Consider the following 25,928-nt stretch of genomic DNA (forward strand, 5'->3'; position numbering starts at 1 on the left):
TTGGTGTAGAACTTGCTCGGATCGAGCGGGCCGTGGATCGCGCCGGTGTCGCGCAGCCGGCTCCCCCACCGGGCGAAGTCCTGATCGGAGATGACGCCGAATTTCGCGGACAGCGGCAGGGCCGGCGCGGCGAGCGGCGGCCGCGGCCGGCGTTGTGTTCAGCGTGATCGCAACCCCACGACAGCGAGTTCCGGTGTGGCCACGCGGAGTTCGGATCAGCCGGAGCGGGATGGGTCACCGCGGGCGGGCTGCTTGTTAGCGTCGACGGCGTGAATCTGGATCTGGACGGGAAGCGCGCGATCGTGACCGGCGGCAGCCGGGGTATCGGGCTGGCCGTGGCGCGCGGGCTGGCGGCCGAGGGCGTCGACGTGGTGATCGCGGCGCGATCCGCCGAACCGCTCGCGGCGGCGGCGCGGGCGGTGACCGCGGAATCGGGCCGCCGGGTGCTCGGCATCGCGACCGATACCGGTGACGACGAGCAGGTGCGGCGGTTGGTGGAGCGGACCGTCGCCGAACTCGGCGGCGTCGACATCCTGGTCAATTCGGCGGCGACGCCGTGGAGCGCGGGCGCGAGCACCGATCTGGCGGCGACCGCCGACGACATCGTCCGCCGGGAGGTGGAGATCAAGGTGCTCGGTTATCTGCGCACCGCGCGAGCGGTCGCGCCGCATCTGGTCGCGCAGGGCTGGGGCCGCATCGTCAATATCAGCGGACTCGGTGCCCGGCAGGCGAATTCGATCGCGCAGACCATCCGCAACGTCAGTGTGTCGGCGTTGACCAAGAATCTCGCGGACGAACTCGGCCCGCACGGAGTCAACGTGACCGTGGTGCATCCCGGCCTGACCCGCACCGAACGCCTCGCCGAACGACTGGCCGCGCAGTCGGCCCGGTCCGGGAAATCCGTCTCCGAACTGGAAACCGAGGCGGCCCGCAACTCACTGCGCCGGGTGATCGATGCCGAGGACGTCGCGAATGTCGTGACCTTCCTGGCCTCGCCGCGCAGCGTCGCGATCACCGGCGACGCGATCGCCGCCGGCGGTGGCGTCCCCGGGCCGGTGTACTACTGACCCCGGGCGGCCCGGCTGACGGTGTCGAGGTAGCGCAGGGCGTCGGAATAGGAGTCGAGCAGGCCGGTCTCGCGGTAGGGCACGCCCTGTTCCGCGCAGAACTGCTGCACGAGCGGCCGGGCCAGGCGCAGATTGGGCCGGGGCATGGACGGGAACAGGTGGTGCTCGATCTGGTAGTTCAGCCCGCCCAGCGCCGCGTCGGTCACCGGGCCGCCCTTCACATTTCGTGAGGTGAGCACCTGGCGGCGGAGGAAGTCGGTGGCGTCGCCGGCCGAGAGAATCTCCATCCCTTTGTGATTCGGCGCGAAGGTGCAGCCCATGTAGAGGCCGAAGACGCCCTGCTGCACCACGATGAACACCAGCGCCTTCACCGGGGACAGGACGAGGAACACCAGGCCCAGATACAGGACGGCGTGCGCGAGCAGCAGCGCCGCCTCCGCGGCCCGGTGCCGAAGCGGCCAGCTCAGCAGCGCCCGCACGCTCGCACCGTGCAGGCTGAAGCCCTCGAGCAGCAGCAGCGGGAAGAACAGCCACGCCTGGTAGCGGAAGATCAGCCGGCGGAAACTCCGGTCGGCCCGGGCGCGTTCGCTGGAATGGGCCAGCACGCCCATGATGTCCGGATCCTCACCCTCGGTGTTCGGGTGGGCATGGTGGCGATTGTGATTGCTGGTCCACCAGCCGATGCTCACGCCGATGGCCAGATTGCCCGCGATCGCCCCGTACAGGTGATTGGCCCGCCGCGTGGCGAAGATCTGCCGGTGACCGGCATCGTGGCCCAGGAACGCGAACTGAGGGAACACCATGCCCAGGAACACCGCGACGGCGAGCTGCCACCACGAGTCGCCGAGCAGCACGAAGACCGTCCAGCCACCGAGGAGCGCGGCCGCCACCAGCGCCGTCCGCCAGGCGTAGAACCGCAACCGCCGATTCAGCAGACCCGCCTGGCGCACCCGCCTCATCAGTACGGCGTATTCGCTGCCACGCGGAGCCACCGCGCTGTCCATCGTCACGGACTGCATTCGCCTGCCTCACTGGCCGTAGGGGCTTTCATCATTGCCGGTTGCGCCCGGGCCGGTGTCCCCGGGTCCGGTGAATCACGACCAGAGTGCGACGAGCAGGCCGCGGGCCGGTGAACGGACGTGCCGTCCGGCCGTACATCTATGTGACGAATCGACTCGGCGTTCACCCGGACCGCTCGTCCGGACGATCCTCCAGCGCCGCGGCGAGAGCGGCGGCGAGCAGGGCCACCGGCCGTTCGTCGTCGCGCGCCAAACGCCGCAGGGTGTTCAACGCGATGGTACCGGGCAGCTCGGCCAGCGCCTGGGTGAGTCGCATCCGAACTGCCGAATCCGTTGGATGCGAGGCGAATTCGTCGTCCAGCGCGGAGAGGATCCGGCCCGCCCACATCGGATCCCGGGCCAGCGCGCCGAGCAGTTCGGCCGCCTCCACGTCGTTCGGGCCCTCGACCACCGTGGCGACCAGGGCCGGCACCGCGCGGGTCACGCCCCGGGCGCCCAAGGCCAGGGCGGCGCCGCGGCGGACCGCGGGGTCGGAATCGGCGAGCGCGTCGCCGAGCACGGCCGTGGTCTCGTCGCCGGGCACCTCGGCCAGGGCCAGCACCGCGCGGCGGCGGACGCCGGGATCCGGGGCCGACAGCCCGGCGGCGAGGCTCGCGACACCCTCGCCACCGGCGCGGGCCAGTGCCCAGCGCAGCGCGCCGGCGACATTCGGATCCGCCTCGGTGAGGGCCGCCTCGGCCAGCAGTTCGGCGGGCACGGTCACCGGTTCGGCCGCGGCCAGCACGGCCTGCTGCCGCCGCCCGGGACTGTCGGAACCCAGCCCGTGCAGCAGGTCCACCACACGCGCCACATCCGGCCAGCCGGCCGGATCGGCCGCGCCGACCGCGCGCAACCGGTCCAGCAGTTCCTGTTCCCGGCTCAGCCGCTGCTCGCTCTCGCGGATGAGGTCGCCGACCAGATCGGCCGGGGCGAATTCGGGATCGTCGAGGGCCCGCCCGATCTGCCGCAGCGACAGACCGAGCGATCGGAGCCCTTCCACGTAGAAGATCCGCCGGATGTCCGCCGGCGAGTACTCCCGATACCCGCCGACCGTGCGACCGGTCGGCCGCACCAGCCCGAGCGATTCGTAATGCCGCAGCATCCGGGCGCTCACACCCGAGCGGCGGGCGGCCTCACCGATCAGCACGCGGCGTCCTCGTTCCGATCGGGGCCCAGCGCGGCGACCCGTTTCGCCGCGTCGACGGCGAGTTCCGCGCCGGCCTCGGGATCGTCGCGCACCCGCCGCGTGGCGTTCGCGTGCGCCCGCACGGCCGGGTCGGAACTGTCCGCCGCCTCGCGCAGGACCGGTTCGGCCGCGTCGCCGAGCGCGGCCAGCGCGCGGCTCAGGCTCAGTCGCGTCTCCCGGTCGCCGCGGCCGAGGCCGGTGGCCAGTTCGGCGGCCAACGCGGCCCTCCCCTCCTCGGGCACGAGCACGACGGCGGCACGCCAGGCACTGCGCGCGACCTCGGCGTCGGCGTCGTGCAGCAGTGCCGGCGTGATCGCGGGCCACGCGGCCCGGTCTCCGATCTTGGACAGTGTATGCAACGCCTGACTGCGCGCCTGTGCGCGTCCGGACCGGAGTTCGGCACACAGTTTCGGCACGGTCAGCTCGGCCGGGAGCCTGGTCAGCGCCCAGGTGAGCATGTCGCGGACGAAGAAGTCCGGCTCGACCGCGCAGCGCTCCAGCAACGCGTCGACGGTCCCGGGCCCGGGATCGGTGCCGACGGCCAGCGCCGCCCGCAATCGCACGGACGAATTCGCCGCGGCCAGGCCGTGCAGCCGCGGGTCTCGTATCGGGTTCATGGAAACCACCTCCGACGGCCAGTAGAGGCCTTGTCATCGTGACAAGGTCAAGTCGCGGAGGTCAGTGGCCGCGCCGGAGCGGGTGGGAGGTCTGCGGCAGGTGCGGGAACGGTACGAGGGCGGGGACGCGGTGGCGGTAGACCCGGTAACGGTTACCGAATTCCGCGACCAGGTCGTGCTCCTCGAAGGGCACCGCGGCGAGGATGTAGGCGGTGGTGAGGGCGGCGAACAGCAATCGGCCGCCGGTCATCGTCGGCGCGGCCCAGAACGCGATCAAAAAGCCCAGGTAGAGCGGATGGCGCACCGTTCGATACAGCGCGGGAGTACGGAATTCCGTTGCCGCGGGCCATGTTCCGGCGCGATAGCCGAACACCTGGCGCAGCCCGAACAGCGCGGCGTGATCGATCGCGAACGTGGCGGTCAGCGCGAGGGCCCAGCCGGCGAAGGAGACCGCGTACACCGTGATCCGGGCCGGCCCGGCGGACACGTCCCAGATCACCTCGGGGATGGGACGCCACTGCCACATGACCAGCGCCAGGGCCGCCGACGCGCACAGCACGTAGGTCGAGCGTTCCGCGGGCGCGGGAACGATCCGCGTCCACCGCCGCTTGAACACCGGCCGGGCCATCACGGAATGTTGCAGCGCGAACACCGTCAGCAGCAGCACATCGATCGCGACCGCGGCCCTGGTGGACGCCGCCGGGCCCTCGTCGATCGTGCGCGGGACGACCAGGCCCTCGACCCAGCCGATCGCGTACAGGAAGACAACCAGGAACAGCACGTACACGGCCGTCCCGTAGATCACCGTCGGTATCGCGCCCGGCCGGGGTGAAATTCGCCGTACCGCCCCGGGACCGGATCGTGGAGGCACCATGTCTTCATTGTCGGCTCTGCGGGATCCGGGTTCGGTACTCATCCGGTTGCGATCCACCGGTGGCGCGACCGTTCCGTGATCGAACCCGGGCAGATCGGTCGGCCGGTCCGGACAATTGCCCTCTGCAAGTCGGACAACTACCCGCGCTCGGTGGCCGACCGGGTCGGCGCCGATCCGGCCCGCGCCGTCCTCGAGGTCGGCGGCGGCCAGTCCTCCCAGCATCCGGTGACCGCGTCCGCGCAGGCCATCGCGGACGGAACCTCCAGCGTCGCACTGGTTTTCGGTTCCGAGGCGATCCCCACGGTGCGGCACCTCGCCGCCGGCGAGCCACGGCCCGATTTCACCGAAACCCGTGGCGGGCAACTGGAGGACCGTGGCTACGGACTGTCCGGCATGGTCGGTCGCTACTCGGCCGCACATGGTCTCACCGACGCGACGACCCACTACGCGCTGTTCGAGAACGCGCGGCGCGCCCGATCCGGCCGCACCCCCGAGCAGTACGCCCGTTCACCACCCGCCGCGCTCCGCAGTGGAAGAACCGCTGACCGATTCACGATTCGCGAGATGATAAGAGATTTAAAGTCTCGTTGTATCATGACGTGCCGGGCATACCGCGAACGGCGAGGAGGCGGTGGTGACACATCGGCATCGGCTGATCATCTGGGGTCCGGGTGACATGGGCGGCCGAGCGCTGCGCACGGCGCTGCGATCGCCCGACTTCGACGTCGTCGGGGTGAAGGTGTTCAGCCCGCACAAACACGGCAGGGACATCGGCGAGCTGGTGGGGTTACCGCCGGTGGGCATCACGGCGACCACGTCCAAGGCGGAAATTCTCGCGCTGGAGGCGGATTGCGTGGTGCACACGCCCACCACGCCCGCACTGGTGCAGGGCGCGGACGCCGATGTGCTGGATCTGCTGGAGTCGGGCAAGAACGTGGTGTCGGCGGCGTCCTATCACAATCCGGCCATGCCGACCTGGCTCTCCGAAACGCGTTCGCCGCTGGAGGTGTTGCGCACGGTGTCGCGGATGCGGGTGACCGGCAACGCCTTCGGGCCACAGTTGCCCACCGCCCTCTCGGCGCTGAGAACGCTGATGCGCGTGGTGGATTCGAGACCGGCCCGGTTCGCCCGGCCGGTACTGGACCGGCTGGCGGCCTCGGTGGTGGATCGGGCGATTCCGCGCCGCGCCTCCGGCGACCGGCTCCAGGCCGCGTGCCTGCGGGGCGGGGTCTCGCTGCACGGGACGGGCCTGCATCCGGGACTCATGGTCGAGCAACTGCTGCTCCGCCTCGCCGGGCTGCTGGACGAGGTGAGCGAGGTCGGTTTTCTCGAGGTCGGTGATCTGTCGGCGGCACCGGACGGCATGTGGGGCGGGCTGGCGAGCCTCGGTTTCGGCATGCCGCTCGGCGCGGTCGACTCCGACCACGCCATCGCGCTCATGCAGCACTTCTATTTCGACGCGGTGCTCGCCAACGTCGCGCATGCGTTGTTCGGCGTCGGCGCGGATCGGGTACGGGTCGAGCGGCACGTGTATCCGGTCCCGGCGCGGGTCCGGGTGGAGGCGGGCGGCAGCGTCATCGAACCGGGTTCGGTCGGCGCCATCCACATGACCTACCGGGGCTACCTCGGCGACCGGCTGTTCATGACCAACGCGGAATGCTGGCACGTCGGCGCCGGCAATGCCCACTTCGGCTCGGACCATCCGCGCAGCGCGTCCGGCGGGCACGTGATCACGCTGGCGGGCAGCCCGGCCCGGATCGAGCTGCGCAACGAACTCGACGACGAGACCTCGAGCGGCGACTGGGCCGCCGTCACCGACATCTCGGTCAAGGCGATGCTGGATGTGGTCCCGGAACTGTGCGCGGCGCCACCGGGTGTCGCGACGCCCGATCTGAGCCCCCGATTCCGCCCGGAGGCGGCATGACCACCCCGCTCCCGGTCGCGGTACTCGGCACCGGACCACTGGCCGAGCGGATCGCCGCGCGCCCGGAAATCGTTGCCGGGCAACCCTCTTCGGCCGCCGTGGTCATCCACCTGACCGCCGACGGCGGGGAAATCGCCGCGCACCTGCGCGCGGGCCGCGACGTGGTCACCGCGCTCCCCCTCGAAGCGCTGGCCCTGGACGAGATCCGCGAGGCCTGCCGCACCGGCTCGGCCACCCTGCACGCGGCCGGTGGCTTCCAGTCGGCGGTCGCCGCCCGGCTCACCCGCTCGCTCGCGGCCACGGCACAGGTGATCACCCGGATCGAGCTGACCGAGGAGATCGACCTCCCGGATGGCGGTGTGTATCCGTGGAATACGGTGCCGGGCGACGCACTACCCGGCTACTACTTCGCCGGACTCCGCGTGCTGGAGGCCGCCGCGTTCCCCGATGTGAGCGCCGAATCCCCGGTCCTGCACGCCGAGGACGCCGGCGCGCGGCACACCCTGGGCGAGCGGCTCGGCTACCGGTCGATCCGCACCCGCGGGGGCGCCGACGTCCCGCTGCGCTACCGTCTCGCCGTCACCAGCGCGCTCGGAACCGCCACTGTCTCGGTCGATTTCCATCCCACCGCGGGCATCCATCCGGCGGATCATCTGACCCTGGTCGAACTGCTGCGGGCGGTCGGCCCGGTCCGGGCGAGCGGGCCCGGCATCGTGTCCCGCGATCTCGCCATCACCCATCTGGTCGCCGACGATCGGCTGACCGTCCCGGCCTCGTAGCCGGACGAATTCGAAGAGGACCGCAATGCCGAAGATCGTCGTGTTCGGGGCAACCGGCTACACCGGCCGCCTGACCGCCGAAGTCCTCACCGCGCAAGGTGTTTCGCCGGTGCTGGCCGGACGCGACGCCACCGCGCTGGCGAAACTCGCGGCCGGCCTGGGCGGTGCGCCGACGGCGGTCGCGGACGTCACCGATCCCGCGTCGGTGCGGGCGCTGCTCGATCGTGGCGACGTGCTGGTGACCACGGTCGGGCCGTTCCTGCGTTACGGCGGCCCGGCACTGGCCGCGGCGATCTCCGCCGGCGCCCACTACATCGACTCCACCGGCGAAGGCCCGTTCATCCGCAGCGTGTTCGAGCACGACGACCGGGCCCGGTCCGCCGGGGTAGCCCTGCTGACCGCATTCGGATTCGACTATGTGCCAGGCAATCTGGCGGCCGGCCTGGCGCTGCGGGAGGCGCCCGGCGCGGTCCGCGCCGATATCGGCTACTTCATGGACCATCCCGGCGCCAGCGCCGGCACCCGCGCCTCCATCGCCGGCATGCTCTTCGAACCCGGCTTCGCGCTGCGCGGCGGCCGGCTCGTCACCGAACGCTCCGGTGCCCACCTGCGCTCGTTCGACGTCGCCGGAACCAGCCGTACGGGGGTGTCGGTCCCCGGATCGGAACATCTCGCGCTGCCCGGCGCCCACCCGGACCTGCGTGACATCGACGTGTACCTCGGCCTGCCCCGCCCTGCCGCCCACGCACTGCGCGCCGGTTCCCCGCTGACCGCGGCCGTCGCGAAGGTACCTCCGCTCAAGCGGGGGTTCGACGGCGCGCTGGCCCGGATCGTCCCGGGCTCCAAGGGCGGCCCCGGAGCGCAGTCGAGGGGCCGCACCCGGTCCTGGGTGGTCGCCGAGGCGCGCGACGCGGCCGGTCGGACATCGGCCACCGTGACCCTCGCCGGTGGTGATCCCTACGATTTCACCGCGGCGATGCTCGCCTGGTCGGCCCGCACCGCGCTCGACGGCGGCCTGCTCGGCACCGGCGCCCTCGGCCCCGTCGCCGCGTTCGGCCTCGACGCCCTCCACACCGCCGCCCTCGACGCCGGCTGGACCCGCCGGACGCCCACTCGCACAGGCTGATTGCTCGGGGCCGGCGCGGCGACGGCCGACCGGTTCAGCCGGGCCACGGCTGCTCGAAATGTGTTGCCAGGCGGGCGCACAACGCGGCCAGAGACGAATCGTTTACTCGCGGGCCGTCTTCCCACGACCCGACGTCGTACCAGGGGATGGTCGCCGGTGTGCCCGCCGGGCGGGCGAACACATGCTGATGGAAGTGGGGCACGCTGCGGCCGGTGATCGCGGAGAAGACGAACTCCGGTTCGAGTTCGCTGCGCAACGCGTACGCGGCCCGCGCGGCGGCCCCGCCCACCGCGGCGGCCTCGGCGCCGGTCAGGTCGGCCAGAGTCGGTGCGTGCCGCCGGGTTTCGACGAACAGATAGCCCGGTATCGGCGCACCCTCGGTCAGCGGCCGATGACTGACCACAACGAGTTCGCCCGCGAAGATCACCGGGCCCACCAGTGGGCCCAGGCCGCGATGCTTCGCACAGATCGGGCACGACTCCCCCATATCACTCACGTTAGCCGATCGGAGGTTCCAGGATCGGGTCGACGACGTGGCGGCGCCGACCTCGATCGGGAGGTGCCGCGCGGCTGTCCCGAGGACCGCATCGCGACGCTACGGACTGCCGGTTCCCGGATCGAACATCAGCTCGAGCGCCACCGGCCGGACCGGACCCGCGCCGACGACCTCGTCGTCGAGCACGCTCGGATGCGGTTCCGGGCCGAGATCGGCTGGCACGACGAGGTTCTCGGCGACCTCGACAAGCTTGCTCCGGGCCGGCGCGGTAAATCCGTTGCTCGCGGGATCCGGTCGCCGTTACCGTTGTGCACATGCAGCGTACGGTGGTCGTCGGTGACATCCACGGCTGCTTCGACGAACTGCTCGAACTGGTCGCGAAAGTCGGACTTGCCGCGGACGATACGTTCGTCGGGGTCGGCGATCTGGTCGATCGCGGGCCGAAGCCGTTCGAGGTGGTCGACTGGTTCCGCAATCGCCCGAATTCGGTTGCGCTGATGGGCAATCACGAGCGCAAGCACGTCCGGGGCATCTTCTCCTACTCCCAGGAGATCACCCGATTACAGGCCGGCCATCGTTATGCCGAGATGGTCGACTGGATGCGCACGCTGCCGTACCACTTCGAGAACGACCATGTCCGGGTCGTGCACGCCGCGATGGTGCCGGGCATTCCGCTGGCCGAGCAGCGCGAGGAGATCCTCAGCGGCACCACCCGTGGGACGCGCGAATTGGAGACTCTGTTCCCGGAGGGCTCCTGGCACGATCGCTACACCGACGACACTCCGATCGCCTTCGGTCATCTGGTGGTCGGCGACGTCCCGCTCGTGCGTGACGACCGGATCTTCGGCCTCGACACCGGCGCCTGTCACGGTGGCGCGCTGACCGCGATCAGCCTGCCGGACAAGACGATTCATGCCGTCGCGGCGCAGGCCGACCATTGGTCGCGAACCCGGCGGGAATGGCAGCTGCCGGTGCTGAAAGCCGCGCCGTGGGCCGAGCGCAAGTGGGCGGAGATCGACGAGTCCGTCGCGCAATACTCGTCACCGTCGTCCGAACCCGCTACGCGCGCTTGGCTTTCCGAGGTCGCGGACTGGACCGGCCGGATCCACGCCGCCCTGCCCGCGCTCGCCGTCGCGGCCCGGGACCTCGCCGCGCGCCTCGGCACCGAGGAGATCCGGCGCAACCCCGCCGGTCCGATCCTGTTCCAGGCCCGGCGCGGCAACCTCGATCTACCGGGCCTGGAACGGCACTGCAACACCCCCCGCCGGACCCTCGACCTCGCCGCCGCGCTGAACATCGCTCTCCCGGATCCCCCGCGATAGTCGCTGCGGCGCAACCGATCCGGCCGGAGTCGCGGACACCTCACGGATGCCGCGGACAGGCCGTTGCCGGCCACCTCCGGAAGTCGCCACGTCCGGATGCCCCACCGCACCCGCTGAGGCGGCCCGAGCCGGGGTCGCCGCATGCCGGGCGAACCACCCGCAACACGGCGGTCCCCCGCCGGAAGCGGGTGCGCCCGAACAGCGTTCCCGCAGCGAGTGCGGGAACGAAGTTGCTCTTGACGACGCCGGGGCCGGTGATGGAAGCTGCTGAGGCCGGAAATTACCGGCAGGTAACAAAGCTGGCGGGCGCAGTGCAGCCCTGGCGGTACGGGGAGGGTTGGATCGATGACGATTGCCGGACGGGTGAACGGCGGGCCGGGTTCACGGGCGGGGCGGCGGGCGCGGCGGCTGCTGGCCACGATGGTCGCCACCGCGGTGGTGCAGTGCGGGTGCGTGGCGGCGGCGCAGGCCGCGCCCGGGGATTTCTTCTCGTACGACGACAGCGGGATCGCGGGATATTCGGCCGGCAGCGTGCTGGACTCCCGGACGCTGCCGTATCACCTTGTGGGACTGCCCGTTCCGGTGACGGCGATCCAGATCCGGTACCGGTCCACCGATGCGCAGGGGCGGCCCGCCTCGAACATCACCACCGTGCTGCTGCCGCCGGGCCCGCGGCGGGCGGGCGCGGCGGTGTCCTATCAGTCGTTCTACGACTCGCTGAACCCGGAGGACAGCCCCTCGCGGGCCGTCGCGGGCGGGGTGAGCCTGGGGCAGTCGGTCAATGCCGCCGAGGGCTTCTACGTCGCGCAACTGCTGGCCCGCGGGCTGCCGGTGCTGTTGCCGGATACCGAAGGGCAGCGCGCCGATTTCGCCGCCGGGCCGGAGTACGGGTACAACACGCTCGACTCGATCCGGGCCGCGGCGCGGGTCGAGGGCACCGGCATCGACGCCGCCACCCGGATCGGGCTGCTCGGGTATTCCGGCGGCGCGATCGCGACGAATTGGGCTGCGGCGCTGGCCCCCTCGTACGCCCCGGAGGTCGGCGACCAGCTCGTCGGCGCCGCCGAGGGCGGGGTGCTCGTCGACCCGGCGCGCAATCTGCTCTACGTCGACGGCAGCATCGGCTGGGCGGGGGTCGCGGGCATGGCGATCCTCGGCGTCGCGCGCGCCTACGATGTCGACTTCGGCCCGTACCTCAGCGCGTACGCGCAACGGCTGCTGCCACAGCTGGAGTCCGCCTCGATCGCCAACGTGCTGTTCCAGTACCCGGGGCTGACGTGGACGCAACTGGTGAAACCGGAATACGCCGACCCGCAGTCGGTTCCGCCGTACGCCGAGGTGACGAAGCGGATCAACCTCGGCGCCGCGCCGACGCCGACGATCCCGATGTTCATCGGGCAGGCCGCCAACGGCGTGCTCGAGGGCACCGACGGCGGCCGGGCCGGGATCGGCGCCGGCGACGCGGTGATGGTGGCCGGTGACGTGCGCGCCCTCGCCCGCCAGTACTGCGAGGACGGCAATTCCGCCGTCGACTACGTGGAATACGGTCCACTGAGCCACATTTCGGCCGCGCCGCTGGCGTTGCAGGCCGAGATCGACTGGCTCGATCACCGGCTGGCGGGCGAGCCCGCGCCGTCGAATTGCGGGTCGATCCCCCGGGGTAACCCGATCCGCTGACGGCACGACGGCGGATCGGTCACGGTAAACCCTTGGCCTCAGCCTGCGCGAATATCTCGCGCAAACGGCGAGCAGCCACCACTGTTCATGCGGAGGTACGCACATCCCACTTCGACGGAGGCGCACATGACCGTGACCGACGAGTTCCTGGCCAACAACGCCGAGTACGCGGCGAGCTTCACCGGGCCGCTGCCGCTGCCGCCGAGCAAGCACGTCGCCGTGGTGGCGTGCATGGACGCCCGGCTCGACGTCTACCGGATCCTCGGCCTCCGAGAGGGTGAGGCGCACGTCATCCGCAACGCGGGCGGCGTCGTGACCGACGACGAGATCCGCTCCCTGGCGATCAGCCAGCGACTGCTGGGCACCACCGAGATCATCCTGATCCATCACACCGACTGCGGCATGCTGACCTTCACCGACGACGACTTCAAGCGCGCCGTCCAGGACGAGGTCGGCATCAAGCCGGCCTGGGCCGCGGAGGCGTTCGGAGACCTGGACGAGGATGTGCGCCAATCGATCCGGCGCATCGAGGCCAGCCCGTTCGTCACCAAGACGACCTCGCTGCGCGGCTTCGTCTTCGACGTCGCCACCGGTAAGCTCGGCGAGGTCCGGCCCGCCGCGCGGTGATATGCGCGCCGGTGACGAATCGGGCATGAACCCTTGACCCTCCCCGCGACAATTGATAGTCGTTGGCTATGACCATGCCTGACGATTTCGAGTTCGAGGCCGTCTATCGGGGCACCGGCGGGCCGTTCGGCGAGGGCGCCAAGGCGCCGTGGAGCATCGGGGAGCCGCAGCCGGAACTGGCCGCCCTCATCGAGCAGGGAAAATTCCACGGCGACGTGCTCGATGTCGGCTGTGGCGAGGCCGCCATCTCGATATATCTGGCCGAGCGGGGCTTCACCACCGTCGGACTGGATCTGTCGCCGACGGCCATCGACCTGGCCCGGGCCGAGGCCGCCCGGCGCGGGCTGAGCAACGCCTCGTTCGAGGTCGCCGACATCAGCGCCTTCACCGGCTACGACGGGCGGTTCGGCACCATCGTCGACAGCACGCTGTTCCATTCGATCCCGGTCGCGGCGCGCGAGGGCTACCAGCGGTCCATCGCCCGCGCCGCGGCGCCGGGCGCCTCCTATTACGCGCTGGTCTTCGACCGGGCCGGTTTCCCGGCGCTCACCGGCGACGGGCCCGCGCCCGTCACCGCCGACGAACTACGCGACGCGGTGTCGCGGTACTGGGTGGTCGACGAGATCCGGCCGGCCCGGATCCACGCCGATCTGCCGCCCCAGCTGCTCGACACGTTCACCGAGGATCTGCGCATGCGCTACGCGGGACTGCGCGACGAACCGAAGGGCCGCAAATCCATTCCCGCCTGGTTGCTGTCCGCTCATCTGGGGTGAACGCCGGCCGGCCCGACGCGGCCGGTGACCGCGCCCAGATCGATCGTGGCACCGCCGGGCCCGGGGGCGGTGCCGCGCAACGTCACCACGTCGCCGTCGGCCAGGAAGATCCGCGTTCCACCGTCGGGCAGCCGCACGGGATGCGCACCGTTCCAGGTGATCTCGATCAGCGAACCGTACTCCTCCGGCACCGGGCCCGACACCGTGCCCGACGCGAACAGATCACCCGTGCGCAGGCTCGCGCCGTTGCAGGTCAGATGCGAAAGCAGCTGCGCGGGAGTCCAATACATCTGCGCGTACGGCGGCCGCGACACGATGTGCCCGTTCAGCGCGAACTCCAACCGCAGATCCAGACCCCATGGCTGCGAATCCCGCAGGTACGGAAGGGGTTCCGGGTCCTGCGGCGGACCGGGCACCCGGGCGGCGGTCAGCGCGTCCAGGGGCACGATCCACGGCGAGATCGAGGTGGCGAAGGACTTGCCGAGGAACGGCCCGAGCGGCTGGTACTCCCAGGCCTGGATGTCGCGCGCCGACCAGTCGTTGAGCAGGCAGATCCCGAACACGTGCCGCTCGAAATCCTCGACGGGCACCGGTCTGCCGAGCGCGCTCGGCGTGCCGACGACGAACCCGACCTCGACCTCGACATCCAGCCGCTGCGACGGGCCGAACACCGGCGCCGCGCCGGCCGCCGACCGGCGCTGCCCGCACGGCCGGGTCACCGGGGTGCCGGAGACCACGACGGTGCCCGCCCGGCCGTGGTAACCCACCGGCAGATGTTTCCAATTCGGCAGCAGCGCAGCGGAATCCGGGCGGAGGATGGCGCCGAGATTCGTCGCGTGCCGTTCGCTCGCGTAGAAGTCCACGTAGTCCGCGACCTCGATCGGCAACCGCAGCACCACATCGGACACCGGATACAGCACATCGACCAGCCGGTCGCGCTGCTCCGGATCGGTGAGCAGTCCGACGATCCGGCGCCGCGTCGCGGTCCAGAACTCCCGGCCCCGGGCCAGGAACTCGTTCAGCGACGCGCGGGCGAACTCCTCCTCGCCCAGCGCGGCCCGCAGATCCAGCACGTGATCGCCGATGCGGACCCCGACCCGCGCCCGCCCGCCCGGCGGCACGAACACCCCGTAGGGCAGGTTCCCGATCCCGAAACCCGAACCCGGCGGCACCGGCGCCCAGGTCATGAGCCGGCCCTCGACCAGCTCCCGGCGTAGTCGCCGTCGTCGGCGGCCACCCCGCCCTCGCCCAGTTGCAGCGGCCGGAAGGTGTCGACCATGACGGCGAGCTCGTCGAAGAACTCGGCCCCCAGCGACCGCTCCACCGCACCGGGCTGCGGCCCGTGACTGTGCCCGCCCGGATGCAGGCTCACCGACCCCGCAGCGATCCCCGAACCGCGCCGCGCGGCGTAGTCCCCGCCGCAGTAGAACATGACCTCGTCGGAGTCGACGTTCGAGTGGTAGTAGGGCACCGGGATCGCCAGCGGGTGGTAGTCCACCTTCCGCGGCACGAAGTTACAGATCACGAAGTTGGCGCCCTGGAACAGCTGATGCGCCGGCGGCGGCTGGTGGATACGGCCGGTGATCGGCTCGAAATCGGCGATGTTGAAGGTGTAGGGATACAGGCAGCCGTCCCAGCCGACCACGTCGAACGGGTGATGCGGCACCACATGGCGCGTGCCGGTCACGCCCCGCGGGCCGCGGTGCTTCACCAGGATCTCGACCTCGGTCCCGGTCCGCAGCAGCGGCTCGGCCGGCCCGTGCAGATCGCGCTCGCAGTACGGCGCCTGCTCGAGCAGCTGGCCGAACCGCGACAGGTAGCGCGCCGGCGGCGTGATGTGACTGTTGGCCTCGATCACGTACGCCCGCACCGGTTCTCCCGCGTCCGGCAGCCACCGGTGGGTGGTCGCGCGGGGCACCACCACGTGGTCACCCGGGCGGAACGGCAGCACCCCGAAGACGGTTTCGACTGTGCCGGAACCGGATTCGAGATAGACGCATTCGTCGCCGATCGCGTTGCGGTACAACGGCGACGGCGCGCCCGCCACCACATAGGAGATCCGGACATCGTCGTTGCCGAGTACCAGGCGGCGACCGGTCACCACATCCACCGCGGCGCTGTCACTCGCCGCGAACAGGTCGGGCAGCCGCAGATGGCGCGGGATCAGGGGCCGATTCGGGGTGAGCGACAGATCTCCCGGCTCCCATTCCGTCGCCGCGAGCACCGCCGACGGGATGTGCCGGTGGTACAGCAACGCCGAGTCGCCGACGAAACCCTCCTCCCCCATCAGCTCCTCCCGGTACAACGCGCCGTCCTCGGCACGGAACTGCGTGTGCCGCTTCGGGGGGATCTGCCCCACCTGCCGGTAGTACGCCATCCGCCGACAGTACCGCCGACCGGCGGCGGATCCGGCGAACCGCGGCACCCGGACCGTGATCGGGCCCACCGGACCGTTTTCCACCGATGAGGCGGGGTAGGCGAACAGTGTCACCGCAAATCGACAATCCGGAGGTGAAATGCTGTGACGGAACATGAGAAGAGCGGTATCCGTGAAGGTATCGAGGGCATCGTCGAGGATGTGAAGGGCCGGGCCAAGGAAGTGGCCGGCGCGGCACTGCACAAGGAGGAGCTGCGCCGCGAGGGAGCGGCCCAGCAGGACCGCGCCGAGGCGCAGCGCCAGACCGCCCGCTACGAGGCGCAGGCCGAGGCCGAGCGTGCGCGTGCCCGCGCGGACGAGGCGCGCCAGCACGCGCATCAGCAGAACCGCTGATCACACGACCGGTGTTCCCCCGGCCCCGAGCGGGCCGGGGGGACGCGGTTCTGCCCCTACGGCTACGACAGCTGGCATAATGGTGAGAGGTTGAGTCCATAGCCGATCGTGGTCGCGCGGAAATGTGCCGGATTCGGCAGGTGCGTCGCGGCACTCCGGATCCCGGTCCCGCAGGAGAACTCGGTTCGCATGCCGAGATCCGTTCGCGCGAACACAGAATATTCCTTTCGGAGGTATTCACCATGTCTGCTGTTGCCGTTCTGGACCATGCGGTCGACGCCGGCCCGGCCGAACTCACCCCGGGTTCCGAGGCGGGTTGCGGCCGAATCCGCGTCGCCCGGGTGGACGGTGAGTTCGACGCCGCGATCGCCGGGCAGTTCCACGATGCGATCTCGAAAGCCATTGTGGCAGAGATCTTTCGACGTTATACGACCGTGTACGAGGCGGTGCGGAACTAGATGCCGAGAGCCCGGAGCGTCACGGCCCGGCTCGCGCGAAGGGAGATTCACGTGCCGGACCGAGAGTGGTCGCTGGAATCGCGTACCCGGACATCACCGGTGGGTGTCCGGGTCGACGCCGTGCCGGAGCAACTCACGATGCTGCGGGCTCTGGCCGAGACCGTCACGCTGATGGCCGATTTCGCACTCGACGAGGTGACCGACATCCGCGTCGCCCTCGACGAGATCGCGACCTGCCTGCTGCCGGCGGCCGTGCCCGGTTCGTCGATCGAATGCGAATTCGACTTCGACGGCGACCGGATGACGGTGCGGGTCATCGGACTCGCCACCCGGCTGGGGATGATCGACGAGGACAGCTTCGGCTGGCATGTGCTGCGGACGATCACCGACACCCTCGTCGTGCACGAAACCGACACCGACGGAAGCGGTCTCGGTCATCCTGTGGTCATCGAATTCACCAGGCGGCGAGGTGACGGCGATGCCGGGTGACCGCGGCCGGTCGCGCCGCGACAGTTACGACGACATCGAGCCCGAATTCGCCGCTCTCGCAGCGCTTTCCCCCGACGATCCGCGGCGGGAGACGGTGCGGGCCGGGATCATCGACCGATGTCTGCCCCTGGCCGAGCACATCGCGCGCCGCTTCGCCGGTCGCGGCGAGACCTTCGACGATCTGCTGCAGGTCGCGAGCCTGGGCCTGGTGCAGGCGGTGGACCGCTTCGACGCCTCGCGCGGCTCCCCCTTCCTCGCCTTCGCCGTGCCCACCATCATGGGCGAGGTCCGGCGGCATTTCCGCGACAACACCTGGTCGGTACGAGTTCCCCGGCGCACCAAGGAGATTCAGGGATCACTGAGCGGCGTGATCGAGGATCTCGCGCAGCGGCTGGGCCGCATGCCACGCGCGCGGGAGATCGCCGCGGAACTGGACGTCGACCTCACCGAGGTCACCCAGGCGCTGATCGCGAGCAACGCCTACCAGACCACATCGCTGGAGGCGGTGTCCGGCAACGACGGCGAGAACTCCCCGTTGTCGCTGATGGAGGTGCTCGGCGAGACCGACGGATCCTACGAGCACATCGACAAGTTCCTGGCGGTCCGACCGCTGCTGGCGGCCCTGCCCGCGCGCGAGCGCCGGGTGCTGACCATGCGATTCTTCGAATACAAGACGCAGAGCGAGATCGCCGAGGAGCTCGGGGTCTCGCAGATGCAGGTGTCGCGCATCCTGTCGAAGACCCTCGACGGCCTGCGCGAGCGGGTGATGCGCGACTGATGCTCAGCGGAAGGCGGATTCGCCGGTGAGCGCCTTGCCGATCGTGAGCTGATGCACCTCCGAGGTGCCCTCGTAGGTCAGCACCGATTCCAGATTGTTCGCGTGCCGCAACACCGGATACTCGAGCGTGATTCCGTTGGCGCCCAAGATCGTCCGGCACTGCCGGGCCACCTCCAGCGCCTCCCGCACATTGTTGAGCTTGCCGAGGCTCACCTGATCGGCGCCCAGCTCGCCGCGGTCCTTGAGCCTGCCCAGGTGGTAGGCCAGCAGATGCCCCTTCCCCACCTCCAGCGCCATATCGGCGATCTTGGCCTGGGTCAGCTGATAGGCCGCCAGCGACTTGTCGAACACCCGCCGGGAGCGCGCGTACTCGACCGCGGTCTCCAGGCAGTCGCGCGCGGCGCCCAGCGCGCCGAAGATGATGCCGAACCGGGCCTCCCCCAGGCTGGTCAGCGGCCCGCGCAGGCCGTGGGCCAGCGGCAGCATCGCCGCATCGGGCAGCCGGACGTCCTCGAGCACCAGTTCCGAGGTCACCGACGCCCGCAGCGAGAGTTTGGAGCGGATCTCCGGCGCGGAGAATCCGGGCGTGCCGGTCGGCACCACGAAACCGCGGATGCCCTCCTCGGTCCGCGCCCACACCACGGCGACATCGGCGACCGACCCGTTGGTGATCCACATCTTCGTCCCGTTGAGGACCCAGTCGCCGCCGTCGCGCTTCGCGTGCGTGCGCATCCCGCCCGGATTCGACCCGAAATCGGGTTCGGTCAGGCCGAAACACCCGATCGCGGTGCCCGCGGCCAGCCTCGGCAGCCACTGCCGCTTCTGCTCCTCGCTGCCCCAGTGATGGAGGGAGAACATCGCCAGCGAGCCCTGCACCGAGACCAGGCTGCGGATACCCGAGTCGACCGCCTCCAGCTCCAGACAGGCCAGTCCGTAGGCGGTCGCGCTCGTCCCCGCGCACCCGTAGCCCTGCAGATGCATGCCCAGCACGCCGAGCGAACCCAGCTCCACGGCCAGTTCCCGCACCGGGATCTCGCCCCGCTCGAACCACTGCGCGATCTGCGGGCGGATCCGCTGTTCACCGAATTTCCTTACGGTGGAACGGATTTCGAGCTCCTCCGGCGACAGCAGCGAATCGAGCGCGAACAGCTGGGACAGGGACAGCGACATGGCACCTCCGGCGCTGGGACGACGACCTGCCGATATTGTCACCCACGGCCCCGACCGTGGCCGGGCATCACACCGCGAGTTTGTCGGCCAGCCGGTCCTTCTGGTAGTCGGGCCCGCCGAGCAGCACATTGCTCGCGATCGCGTGCCGGTAGTACAGGTGCGCGTCGTGTTCCCAGGTGAACCCGATACCGCCGTGCAGCAGCATGGTGTTCTTGGCGGCGTTCACGTACGCCGGGGAGGCGACCACCCGGGCGGCCGCGGCCGCCGCCGGGAAGGCTTCGGGGTCGAGCTCGGCCGCCTCGGCCGCGCGGCGCACCGCGGCATCGGCCAGCGCCCAGTCGGTGTAGATGTCGGCGAGTGGGTGTTTGACGCCCTGATAGGCGCCGATCGGATGACCGAAGCTGTAGCGGATCTTCGCGTACTCGGCGGTCAGATCCAGCGCCGCGCGCAGGGCGCCCACCTGCTCGGCGGCGACCGCGAGATTCGCCAGGTCGGCCACCCGGTCCAGGGCGGCGCCCGCGTCGCCGGCCAGCGTGATCGCGGGCGTGCCGTCGAAATGGACCGTCGCGAGGCTCTTCGTCGCGTCGAGGCACTGTTCGGGATGCACCAGCAGGCCAGCGGCCCCGCGCTCGACCAGATGAACGGCCACGCCGTCGGGTCCGGTCGCGGTCACCAGCAGCACGTCGGCGTCGGCGGCGTGCAGCACCGCCGACTTGATCCCGGTGAGGGTGACCGCGCCCGCCGACACCGTCGCCGTGGTCGCGGGCCACGCCGGAATCCATTCGCGCACATCGGGTTCCGATACCGCCAGGGTGGCGACGACCGCACCGGAGGACAGCTGCGGCAGCCACTGCTTGCAGGCCGCGGCGTCGTCGAGCGCCAGCAGGGCGCCGGCCGCGAGAACGGCCGAGGCCAGCAGCGGCGAGGGCACCAGACCGGCGCCGAGCTCACGCAGCGCCACGGCCAGATCCGCCGCGGTGCCGCCCTGCCCGCCGAATTCGTCGGGGACGATCAGGCCCGCCAGGCCGAGGTCGGCGGCCAGGCCGCGCCACACGGCCGGATCGTAGGCGGCCGGCCCGAAGGCCGTGTCGCGCACCGCCGAGCGCGGGGTCCGCTCGGCGACGAACCGCCGGACGGCATCGGCGAGCGCCTGCTGTTCGGGTGTGTCGATGAGGGTCAAGGCCGGTCCTTCGGGTCGACGGGTCCGCTGGCGCTCAGCGGGAGAAACGCAGCTGGTTGAAGGGCAGGTCGCGGTCCACGCCCGGATCCTTGGCCAGCCCGAGCACGCGCTCGCCGATGATGTTGCGCTGGATCTCGTTGGTGCCGCCGGCGGTCGCCATGCCCGGTGCGGTGAGGATCGCCAGCGCCACCGGCGCGACGTCCTCGGATCCGAGCACCAGATCGTCGCCCAGGATCTCCTGGGCCAGATCCGACGCCCACAGCTGCTGCGCGGCGCCGGCCAGCTTCGCCGCGGAACCACGCGCGCCGATGTTGCGGCCCGCGGTGGTCTCCTCGTGCAGCACCCGGCCGTAGGCGGCCAGCGCCGACTCGTTCGCGTGGATCTCGGCCAGGCGGCGGCGCACCGCCGGATCCCGGTCCAGGCCACGCGCGCGGGCCAGTTCCCGCAACGCGTCGAAACCGAGCGGATTCGACCGGGACCGGGGACCGGTGCCCAGCGAGACCCGTTCGTTGCGCAGCATCACCACCGCGGCCTGCCAGCCGCGATCGACCGCGCCGATCACCGCGTCGGCGGGCACGTCGACATTCTCGAAATGCACCTCGTTGAACGGCGAGTGGCCCGTGGCGACCCGCAGCGGCCGGACCGTCACGCCCGGGTGATGCATGTCCACGATGAACATCGTGATGCCCTGATGTTTGGGCACGGTCGGATCGGTGCGGGCCAGCAGCGCGCCGAAATCGCTGAACTGCGCGCCGGAGGTCCAGACCTTGCTGCCGTTGATCCGCCAGCCGGTCTCGGTGCGGACCGCGGAGGTGCGCAGGCTCGCCACATCCGAACCGCCGTCGGGCTCGGAGAACAACTGGCACCAGATCTCCTCGCCGCGCAACATCGGCGGCAGGTGACGGCGCTTCTGCTCCTCGGTGCCGAGTTCCAGCAGGGTGGGTCCGGGCATGCCGAGGCCGATCACGAACGGCATCACCGGCAGCACGAAATCGCGGGCCACCTCGCTGAAGGCGAGATACTCGGCGACCCCGAGACCCTGGCCGCCGTATTCGACCGGCCACATGATCCCGGCGAAACCCGCCTCCCACAGCCGCTTCTGGAAATCCTTCGACGCCGCGAGCGGAACACCGCCGCCCTCCGGGTCGGATCCGGCCTCCGCATCGAAGGCTTTCGCGTTGGCACGCAGCCATTCCCGGGCTCGCGTGCGGAACTCTTCGACAGTGGTCATCACGATCCCCGTTACAAGACGGCGCAGTTTCGTTTACTGTCACCTGTAAAGCACAATCAGTCAAGACCACGAGGCCCCGCGGAACGAGCCGCTGCGCCGGCGATAGGCGCTGCGCCGCAATCGCTTTCGGGCCGAGTATCGGCGACCGGGCCGGGCCGATCCGGGCGGACCGCCGACCCACCCGCATCGCACCGATTCCGCGCTGGTAAGTTTCGGCGGGTGCCCGCAGCGTAGGTTCGATGCCGATGGCGGCCGAAATGTCATCGTCACTGCCGCGGGCCGGAAAATCGGAGGCCTCTAGATGCGGGGGTGAGCATGTCGTTGTCGACGTCCGAACCGGTGGTGGACGCGGAACCTAGTGCGCCGGCGCGCACGATTCCCCTGACCGTGATCTGGGTATTGGCGGCGCTGGCATTACCGGCCGGTGGTTATTACCTGGACCAGGTACTCACATCGCCGCAGACGATGATGCACCTGGTCGATCTGGGCACGTATCAGATCGCCGGGCAGCGCGTCGTGGACGGGATCTCGGTGTACGACAGTCCGCTGCGGGGGCACACCCGCGGTGTCTTCGAATTCGTCTACACGCCGTTCGCCGCGCTGTTGTTCGTGCCGCTGGTGGCGATGCACGGGCTGGTCTTCACCTGGATCGGCGGGCTGCTCAACTTCGCGATGCTCGTCGGCTCGGCGTGGGCGGCGCTGTCGCTGCTCGGTTACCGGCGTGACCTGCGGCTGCTCGCCACCGGACCGCTGATCGCGGCGCTGCTGCTGTGGATCGAGCCGATCCGCTCCACGATGGCGTTCGGCCAGGTCAACATTCTGTTGCTGCTGCTGGTGCTCGTCGACCTGGCATTGCCGGACTCGTCGCGCTGGAAGGGCGCGCTGACCGGCGTCGCGGCCGCCGTCAAGCTCACCCCGGTGTTCTTCGTGCTCTATCTGCTCGCCACGCGACGCTATCGGGCGGCCGCCACCGCGGTCGGCGCGATCGTGGTCACCGTGGTGGTCGGCGCGATCGCGATGTGGCACGACTCGCTGACCTTCTGGGGCGGCGCGTTCGCCGATCCGGAGCGGGTCGGGGTGCCGCAGAATTCGCAGAACGAGTCGCTGCGCGGCATGATCGCCCGCGCGGTCGGCGCCGGCACCGCGCTGCAGGCGCTGTGGCTGCTCGGTGCCGCGGCGGTCACGGTGGCCTGCCTGATGCTGGCGCGGCGGCTGTGGGCGACCGGACGGGAGTTGCCCGCGGTCGTGCTGTGCGGGCTGACCAGCACGGTGGTGTCCCCGTTCAGCTGGACGCATCACTGGGTGTGGCTGGCGCCGTTGCTGATCTGCCTCGCCGATCTGGCGATCCGCCGGCCGGGCGTGGTGACGGCCGGGAGCCTCGCGGTGGTCGCGGTGGTGGTGTCCGACGGTGTCATGAAACTGGTCGGGTTACACATCGACAACGTGTTCGGGCTGCCGAACCGGCCGCCGTTCGCCGTCCTCGACCACAATGCCTATGTGTGGCTGACGCTCGCGGTGTTCGTCGGGGTCGCCGTCGGGCTGTACCGGGAGCCGCAGCCGGCGGACACCGCGCTGCCCGAACTCGCGGCCGCGCGGTCCGCGGGCGACTCCGGGAGCTGATTCCCCGCACCACGGACGCGGTTGCGCCACCGTGGCACGGACGCGCCGCCCGCGGTGCCGGACGGGGTTCGCCCGCCGGATTCGCTCCCGGGATGCCGAATCCTCGTGCGGCGGTACTGTGTCGGCATGACCGAAGCACGCCGGGTCAGGATCGGCATTCTCGGAGCGGCGCGCATCGCACCGGCAGCCCTCGTCACACCCGCCCGCGCACACGCGGAGGCCGAAGTCACCGCGGTCGCGGCCCGTGATCCGTTGCGCGCCCGGCAGTTCGCCGAGAAGTATCGAATCCCGGTGGTGCACGACGATTACGCGGCCATGCTCGCCGATCCCGCCGTCGACGCGGTCTACATCCCGCTGCCCAACGGACTGCACGGCCGGTGGACCCGCGCGGCGCTGGCGGCCGGCAAACATGTGCTGTGCGAGAAGCCGTTCACGGCCGACGCGGCCGAGGCGCGCGAGATCGCCCGTCTCGCACAGGCTTCCGACCGCGTGGTGATGGAGGCGTTCCATTACCGCTATCACCCCCTGACACGGCGCGTCGAGGAGATCGTCGCCTCCGGCGAACTGGGCACACTCAGCCACGTGGAAACGGCGATGTGCTTCCCACTGCCGAGATTCCGCGACATCCGCTACGACTACGACCTCGCCGGCGGCGCCACCATGGACGCCGGTTGCTACGCCGTGCACATGGCCCGGGTCTACGGCGGCGAACAACCCGAGGTCGTCTCGGCCCGCGCTCTCCTGCACGGCCCCCTGATCGACCGGGCGATGACCGCCGAACTACGTTTCCCCGGCGGCCACACCGGACTGATCCGCTGCTCGATGTGGTCCCAGGACCTGCTGCGGATCAGCGCCCGGATCATCGGCGACCGCGGCGAGCTCCGCATCCTGAATCCCGCCATGCCGCAGACGTTCCACCGCTTCTCGGTCCGCACCGAAGGCGGCCGCCGCACCGAACGCTTCCCGCGCCGCTCGACCTACGCCTACCAACTCGACGCCTTCGTCTCCGCGATACTCGACGGCACCCCGATCGACACCCCACCGGAGGATTCGGTCGCCACCATGACCGTCATCGACGCGATCTACCGCGCCGCGGGCCTCCCGCCCCGCCGCCCCACGGCGGTGCCCGCGGCCGAGCCCCCGGCGGATCCGGAACTGCCGTAAGGACGTTCGACGGCCATCGCTTCCGCGTGCCGTCCGGCACCGGTGTTTCCGTCTCCATCGCCACAGGTCACGCTCGCGGCCGCGGCGGTAAGGGGCCGGATATCGCAGTGACGCAACGGATCCGGGCCGACGGTACTCGCCAGCGGCCACGGGACGGCCGCGTGGGATGTGGCCCGGTCCGTTCGGCGGTCTCCCGTGTGCGGGAATGGATACGCCGCGGGCATAGGGTGACGTTGTGTTGATCGACAGTCTCGAGGTCTCGTACGGGGAGCACTGGGGTCAGTGGCGGGGAACGACTCATCCCGCGCCGATGTCCCCCGCGCTGACCGCGCGCCTGCACGACGCGGGCGAGGCGTACTCGGTGCTGTTGACCACGCGGCGGCGGCCGGTGCTGCTGGCCGAGTACTGGGGGAAGAGCTGGGCGCATCAGCCGTGGCGGGTCTACGTGTTCGACGATCGGGCCTTCCGGACGCACATGATCGATCTCGAGGCGTATCCCGGCGGGTGGTTGCGAGTCCTGCGGCACAGCCGGTGGGAGTACACCGACCGAGGTCGGTACGAGTCCGGAGCGTGGGATGCCGAGGTGGTGACCACGTTCTCGGCCGAGGGCACGGTCGAGGTCGGGCGCAGGAGTCGCGGGCCGGTGGGTGCGGTTCCGGCTGACGGCGCGGAACCCGATGTGGTGGAGGCACTTTCACGTGTTCTGAACCGCGGCGACGCAGCGGGGGTGTTCACCATCGCGGAGCCGGGGTTCGGTGACTGGCGCGGGTTCGCCGGGCTGGCGGCGGTGGCGGGGCACGAGTTCGCCGGAGCGGCGGCCGTTCACGACGAGCGGCCACAGCAATGGCGAGGGCCGTTGCGCGCCGACGGAATCGAGGGACTGTTCGTCGCGGGCGCACGGCACGACACCGTCAGCGGACCCGGCGTCGTGGAACTCGTCACCGCCGGGCCGCTGCGCATTCCGTCCGGGCAGTTGAGCGCGGCGGACGCCGGGTGGCTCGAGAACGCACCGCGAACGGTGGCGGTGCCGCCGGGAGCGTATCCGGTTGCGGTGTCGCTGTTACGTTTTCCCGAGACCGGGGATTTTCCCCGGGTCGCGGCGGTCAAGGTGATCATCGACGACCGGCCCGTCGCGGCATGGCAGATGGCGTTACGGCCCGGAGAGGATCCGGAGTTGTTGCGCGAAAGGGGTTTCTACGGGGTGGGCGTCGACTCGGGCACCGCGGCGCTCTTCGACGCGACCTTCGGGCCGTTGAGCGAAAACGAGTTCGAGGGATTCGTGGTCGAGCAACTCGATCAGGGGCGCGTGGTCGTCGAGTTACCGATATCTTCCGGTGGGCCGCACTTCGTCGCGATGTGGGCCGGGCTCGGAGACGGTGTGTACCCGCTGTGGGTCGGCCGGGCCGTGGACGGGCGAGTGAGCTGCGTGGTTCTCGATTTCCTGCTCGGTTCGGGTGGTGCTGGGCAGTAGCTCTGCGTAGCACCGGCCTATCCGCGTGTTCGATGAATTCTCAGTGCTGGGTTGCGCGCGGCACGCACCAA

The 25,928-nt window shown here is 70.5% G+C and carries 27 protein-coding genes; 16 read left to right on the forward strand and 11 right to left on the reverse strand.

All coding sequences use genetic code 11. The annotated features are described in order from the left end of the window. Positions 1–269: 269 nt before the first annotated feature. Complete coding sequence (locus NRB56_RS15235; protein WP_319943034.1) at positions 270–1,067, forward strand: SDR family NAD(P)-dependent oxidoreductase; 798 nt, start codon at positions 270–272, stop codon at positions 1,065–1,067. Here the strand turns inward: NRB56_RS15235 and NRB56_RS15240 are convergent. The 4 genes from NRB56_RS15240 to mddA form a co-directional block, all read right to left on the reverse strand. After that, on the reverse strand, positions 1,061–2,086 hold the full coding sequence (locus NRB56_RS15240; RefSeq protein WP_153342618.1) for a fatty acid desaturase family protein: 1,026 nt from the start codon (positions 2,084–2,086) through the stop codon (positions 1,061–1,063). The two genes, NRB56_RS15235 and NRB56_RS15240, sit on opposite strands and share 7 nt — an antisense overlap. 163 nt (positions 2,087–2,249) lie before the next feature. Then, a complete protein-coding gene (locus tag NRB56_RS15245; RefSeq protein WP_319943035.1) occupies positions 2,250–3,272 on the reverse strand; it encodes a HEAT repeat domain-containing protein in 1,023 nt (340 codons plus the stop codon). Continuing rightward, entirely contained in the window at positions 3,266–3,928 is a 663-nt protein-coding gene (locus tag NRB56_RS15250; RefSeq protein WP_153342619.1) for a HEAT repeat domain-containing protein, read from the reverse strand. The genes NRB56_RS15245 and NRB56_RS15250 overlap by 7 nt, the downstream gene beginning before the upstream one ends. A 61-nt stretch (positions 3,929–3,989) precedes the next feature. Continuing rightward, positions 3,990–4,802 (reverse strand): methanethiol S-methyltransferase, encoded by an 813-nt coding sequence (gene mddA / locus NRB56_RS15255; RefSeq protein WP_153342620.1) that lies wholly within the window; start codon positions 4,800–4,802, stop codon positions 3,990–3,992. A 150-nt stretch (positions 4,803–4,952) separates the two neighbouring features. Here mddA and NRB56_RS15260 point away from each other — a divergent pair, with 150 nt between their 5' ends. From NRB56_RS15260 to NRB56_RS15275, 4 genes are read left to right on the forward strand one after another with little or no spacing between them, the layout of a single operon-like run. Continuing rightward, on the forward strand, positions 4,953–5,477 hold the full coding sequence (locus tag NRB56_RS15260; protein WP_194290866.1) for a hypothetical protein: 525 nt from the start codon (positions 4,953–4,955) through the stop codon (positions 5,475–5,477). After that, a complete protein-coding gene (locus tag NRB56_RS15265; RefSeq protein WP_153342622.1) occupies positions 5,437–6,726 on the forward strand; it encodes a hypothetical protein in 1,290 nt (429 codons plus the stop codon). Before NRB56_RS15260 ends, NRB56_RS15265 begins: the two co-directional genes overlap by 41 nt. Next, on the forward strand, positions 6,723–7,505 hold the full coding sequence (locus NRB56_RS15270) for a hypothetical protein (protein ID WP_153342624.1): 783 nt from the start codon (positions 6,723–6,725) through the stop codon (positions 7,503–7,505). Before NRB56_RS15265 ends, NRB56_RS15270 begins: the two co-directional genes overlap by 4 nt. Before the next feature lie 25 nt (positions 7,506–7,530). Beyond that, positions 7,531–8,631 (forward strand): saccharopine dehydrogenase family protein, encoded by a 1,101-nt coding sequence (locus NRB56_RS15275; protein WP_153342626.1) that lies wholly within the window; start codon positions 7,531–7,533, stop codon positions 8,629–8,631. 34 nt (positions 8,632–8,665) lie between these two features. Here the strand turns inward: NRB56_RS15275 and NRB56_RS15280 are convergent, their stop codons facing one another. Further along, positions 8,666–9,127: an HIT family protein gene (locus NRB56_RS15280; RefSeq protein ID WP_227837747.1), complete on the reverse strand. Its 462-nt coding sequence runs from the start codon at positions 9,125–9,127 to the stop codon at positions 8,666–8,668. Positions 9,128–9,226: 99 nt separating this feature from the next. After that, the gene (locus tag NRB56_RS39710) at positions 9,227–9,349 is read right to left on the reverse strand and encodes a hypothetical protein (protein WP_264767026.1); all 123 of its coding nucleotides are present in this window, start codon (positions 9,347–9,349) and stop codon (positions 9,227–9,229) included. 92 nt (positions 9,350–9,441) lie between these two features. On the opposite strand from NRB56_RS39710, the gene NRB56_RS15285 reads away from it, so the two are divergent. The 4 genes from NRB56_RS15285 to NRB56_RS15300 all read left to right on the forward strand — a co-directional run bounded on the left by NRB56_RS15285 (position 9,442) and on the right by NRB56_RS15300 (position 13,526). After that, positions 9,442–10,449, forward strand: coding sequence for a metallophosphoesterase family protein (locus NRB56_RS15285; protein ID WP_153342628.1), 1,008 nt, complete (start codon positions 9,442–9,444; stop codon positions 10,447–10,449). 345 nt (positions 10,450–10,794) lie between these two features. Next, a complete protein-coding gene (locus NRB56_RS15290) occupies positions 10,795–12,126 on the forward strand; it encodes a lipase family protein (RefSeq protein ID WP_153342630.1) in 1,332 nt (443 codons plus the stop codon). Between the two features lie 126 nt (positions 12,127–12,252). Then, entirely contained in the window at positions 12,253–12,753 is a 501-nt protein-coding gene (locus NRB56_RS15295) for a beta-class carbonic anhydrase (RefSeq protein WP_153342632.1), read from the forward strand. 68 nt (positions 12,754–12,821) lie between these two features. Beyond that, complete coding sequence (locus tag NRB56_RS15300; protein WP_153342634.1) at positions 12,822–13,526, forward strand: class I SAM-dependent methyltransferase; 705 nt, start codon at positions 12,822–12,824, stop codon at positions 13,524–13,526. Here the strand turns inward: NRB56_RS15300 and fahA are convergent. Next, complete coding sequence (fahA, locus tag NRB56_RS15305; protein WP_153342636.1) at positions 13,514–14,713, reverse strand: fumarylacetoacetase; 1,200 nt, start codon at positions 14,711–14,713, stop codon at positions 13,514–13,516. The two genes, NRB56_RS15300 and fahA, sit on opposite strands and share 13 nt — an antisense overlap. Beyond that, entirely contained in the window at positions 14,710–15,903 is a 1,194-nt protein-coding gene (locus NRB56_RS15310) for a homogentisate 1,2-dioxygenase (protein ID WP_153342638.1), read from the reverse strand. Before NRB56_RS15310 ends, fahA begins: the two co-directional genes overlap by 4 nt. 144 nt (positions 15,904–16,047) lie before the next feature. Here NRB56_RS15310 and mbp1 point away from each other — a divergent pair, with 144 nt between their 5' ends. The 4 genes from mbp1 to NRB56_RS15330 all read left to right on the forward strand — a co-directional run bounded on the left by mbp1 (position 16,048) and on the right by NRB56_RS15330 (position 18,021). Then, entirely contained in the window at positions 16,048–16,296 is a 249-nt protein-coding gene (mbp1, locus tag NRB56_RS15315) for a microaggregate-binding protein 1 (protein WP_319943036.1), read from the forward strand. A 242-nt stretch (positions 16,297–16,538) separates the two neighbouring features. After that, on the forward strand, positions 16,539–16,754 hold the full coding sequence (locus tag NRB56_RS15320) for a hypothetical protein (RefSeq protein ID WP_153342640.1): 216 nt from the start codon (positions 16,539–16,541) through the stop codon (positions 16,752–16,754). Positions 16,755–16,805: 51 nt separating this feature from the next. After that, positions 16,806–17,243: an anti-sigma factor gene (locus tag NRB56_RS15325; RefSeq protein ID WP_319943037.1), complete on the forward strand. Its 438-nt coding sequence runs from the start codon at positions 16,806–16,808 to the stop codon at positions 17,241–17,243. Then, positions 17,233–18,021: an RNA polymerase sigma factor SigF gene (locus tag NRB56_RS15330; protein ID WP_153342642.1), complete on the forward strand. Its 789-nt coding sequence runs from the start codon at positions 17,233–17,235 to the stop codon at positions 18,019–18,021. The genes NRB56_RS15325 and NRB56_RS15330 overlap by 11 nt, the downstream gene beginning before the upstream one ends. Positions 18,022–18,024: 3 nt before the next feature. Here the strand turns inward: NRB56_RS15330 and NRB56_RS15335 are convergent, their stop codons facing one another. The 3 genes from NRB56_RS15335 to NRB56_RS15345 form a co-directional block, all read right to left on the reverse strand. Further along, a complete protein-coding gene (locus NRB56_RS15335; protein WP_153342644.1) occupies positions 18,025–19,191 on the reverse strand; it encodes an acyl-CoA dehydrogenase family protein in 1,167 nt (388 codons plus the stop codon). A 67-nt stretch (positions 19,192–19,258) separates the two neighbouring features. Further along, on the reverse strand, positions 19,259–20,371 hold the full coding sequence (locus NRB56_RS15340) for an acyl-CoA dehydrogenase family protein (RefSeq protein WP_153342646.1): 1,113 nt from the start codon (positions 20,369–20,371) through the stop codon (positions 19,259–19,261). Positions 20,372–20,405: 34 nt separating this feature from the next. Then, entirely contained in the window at positions 20,406–21,602 is a 1,197-nt protein-coding gene (locus NRB56_RS15345) for an acyl-CoA dehydrogenase family protein (RefSeq protein WP_153342648.1), read from the reverse strand. A gap of 315 nt (positions 21,603–21,917) precedes the next feature. Here NRB56_RS15345 and NRB56_RS15350 point away from each other — a divergent pair, with 315 nt between their 5' ends. The 3 genes from NRB56_RS15350 to NRB56_RS15360 all read left to right on the forward strand — a co-directional run bounded on the left by NRB56_RS15350 (position 21,918) and on the right by NRB56_RS15360 (position 25,857). Further along, positions 21,918–23,222 carry a glycosyltransferase 87 family protein gene (locus NRB56_RS15350; RefSeq protein ID WP_153342650.1) on the forward strand — a complete coding sequence of 435 codons (1,305 nt, stop codon included), beginning with the start codon at positions 21,918–21,920 and terminating at the stop codon, positions 23,220–23,222. A 126-nt stretch (positions 23,223–23,348) separates the two neighbouring features. After that, positions 23,349–24,386 (forward strand): Gfo/Idh/MocA family protein, encoded by a 1,038-nt coding sequence (locus tag NRB56_RS15355; RefSeq protein WP_153342652.1) that lies wholly within the window; start codon positions 23,349–23,351, stop codon positions 24,384–24,386. Positions 24,387–24,621: 235 nt separating this feature from the next. Next, a complete protein-coding gene (locus NRB56_RS15360; RefSeq protein ID WP_153342654.1) occupies positions 24,622–25,857 on the forward strand; it encodes a DUF4241 domain-containing protein in 1,236 nt (411 codons plus the stop codon). The last annotated feature ends 71 nt before the right edge of the window (positions 25,858–25,928 follow it).

Origin of the sequence: Nocardia aurantia, from assembly GCF_009604425.1 — a bacterium.
Lineage (GTDB): Bacteria > Actinomycetota > Actinomycetes > Mycobacteriales > Mycobacteriaceae > Nocardia > Nocardia aurantia.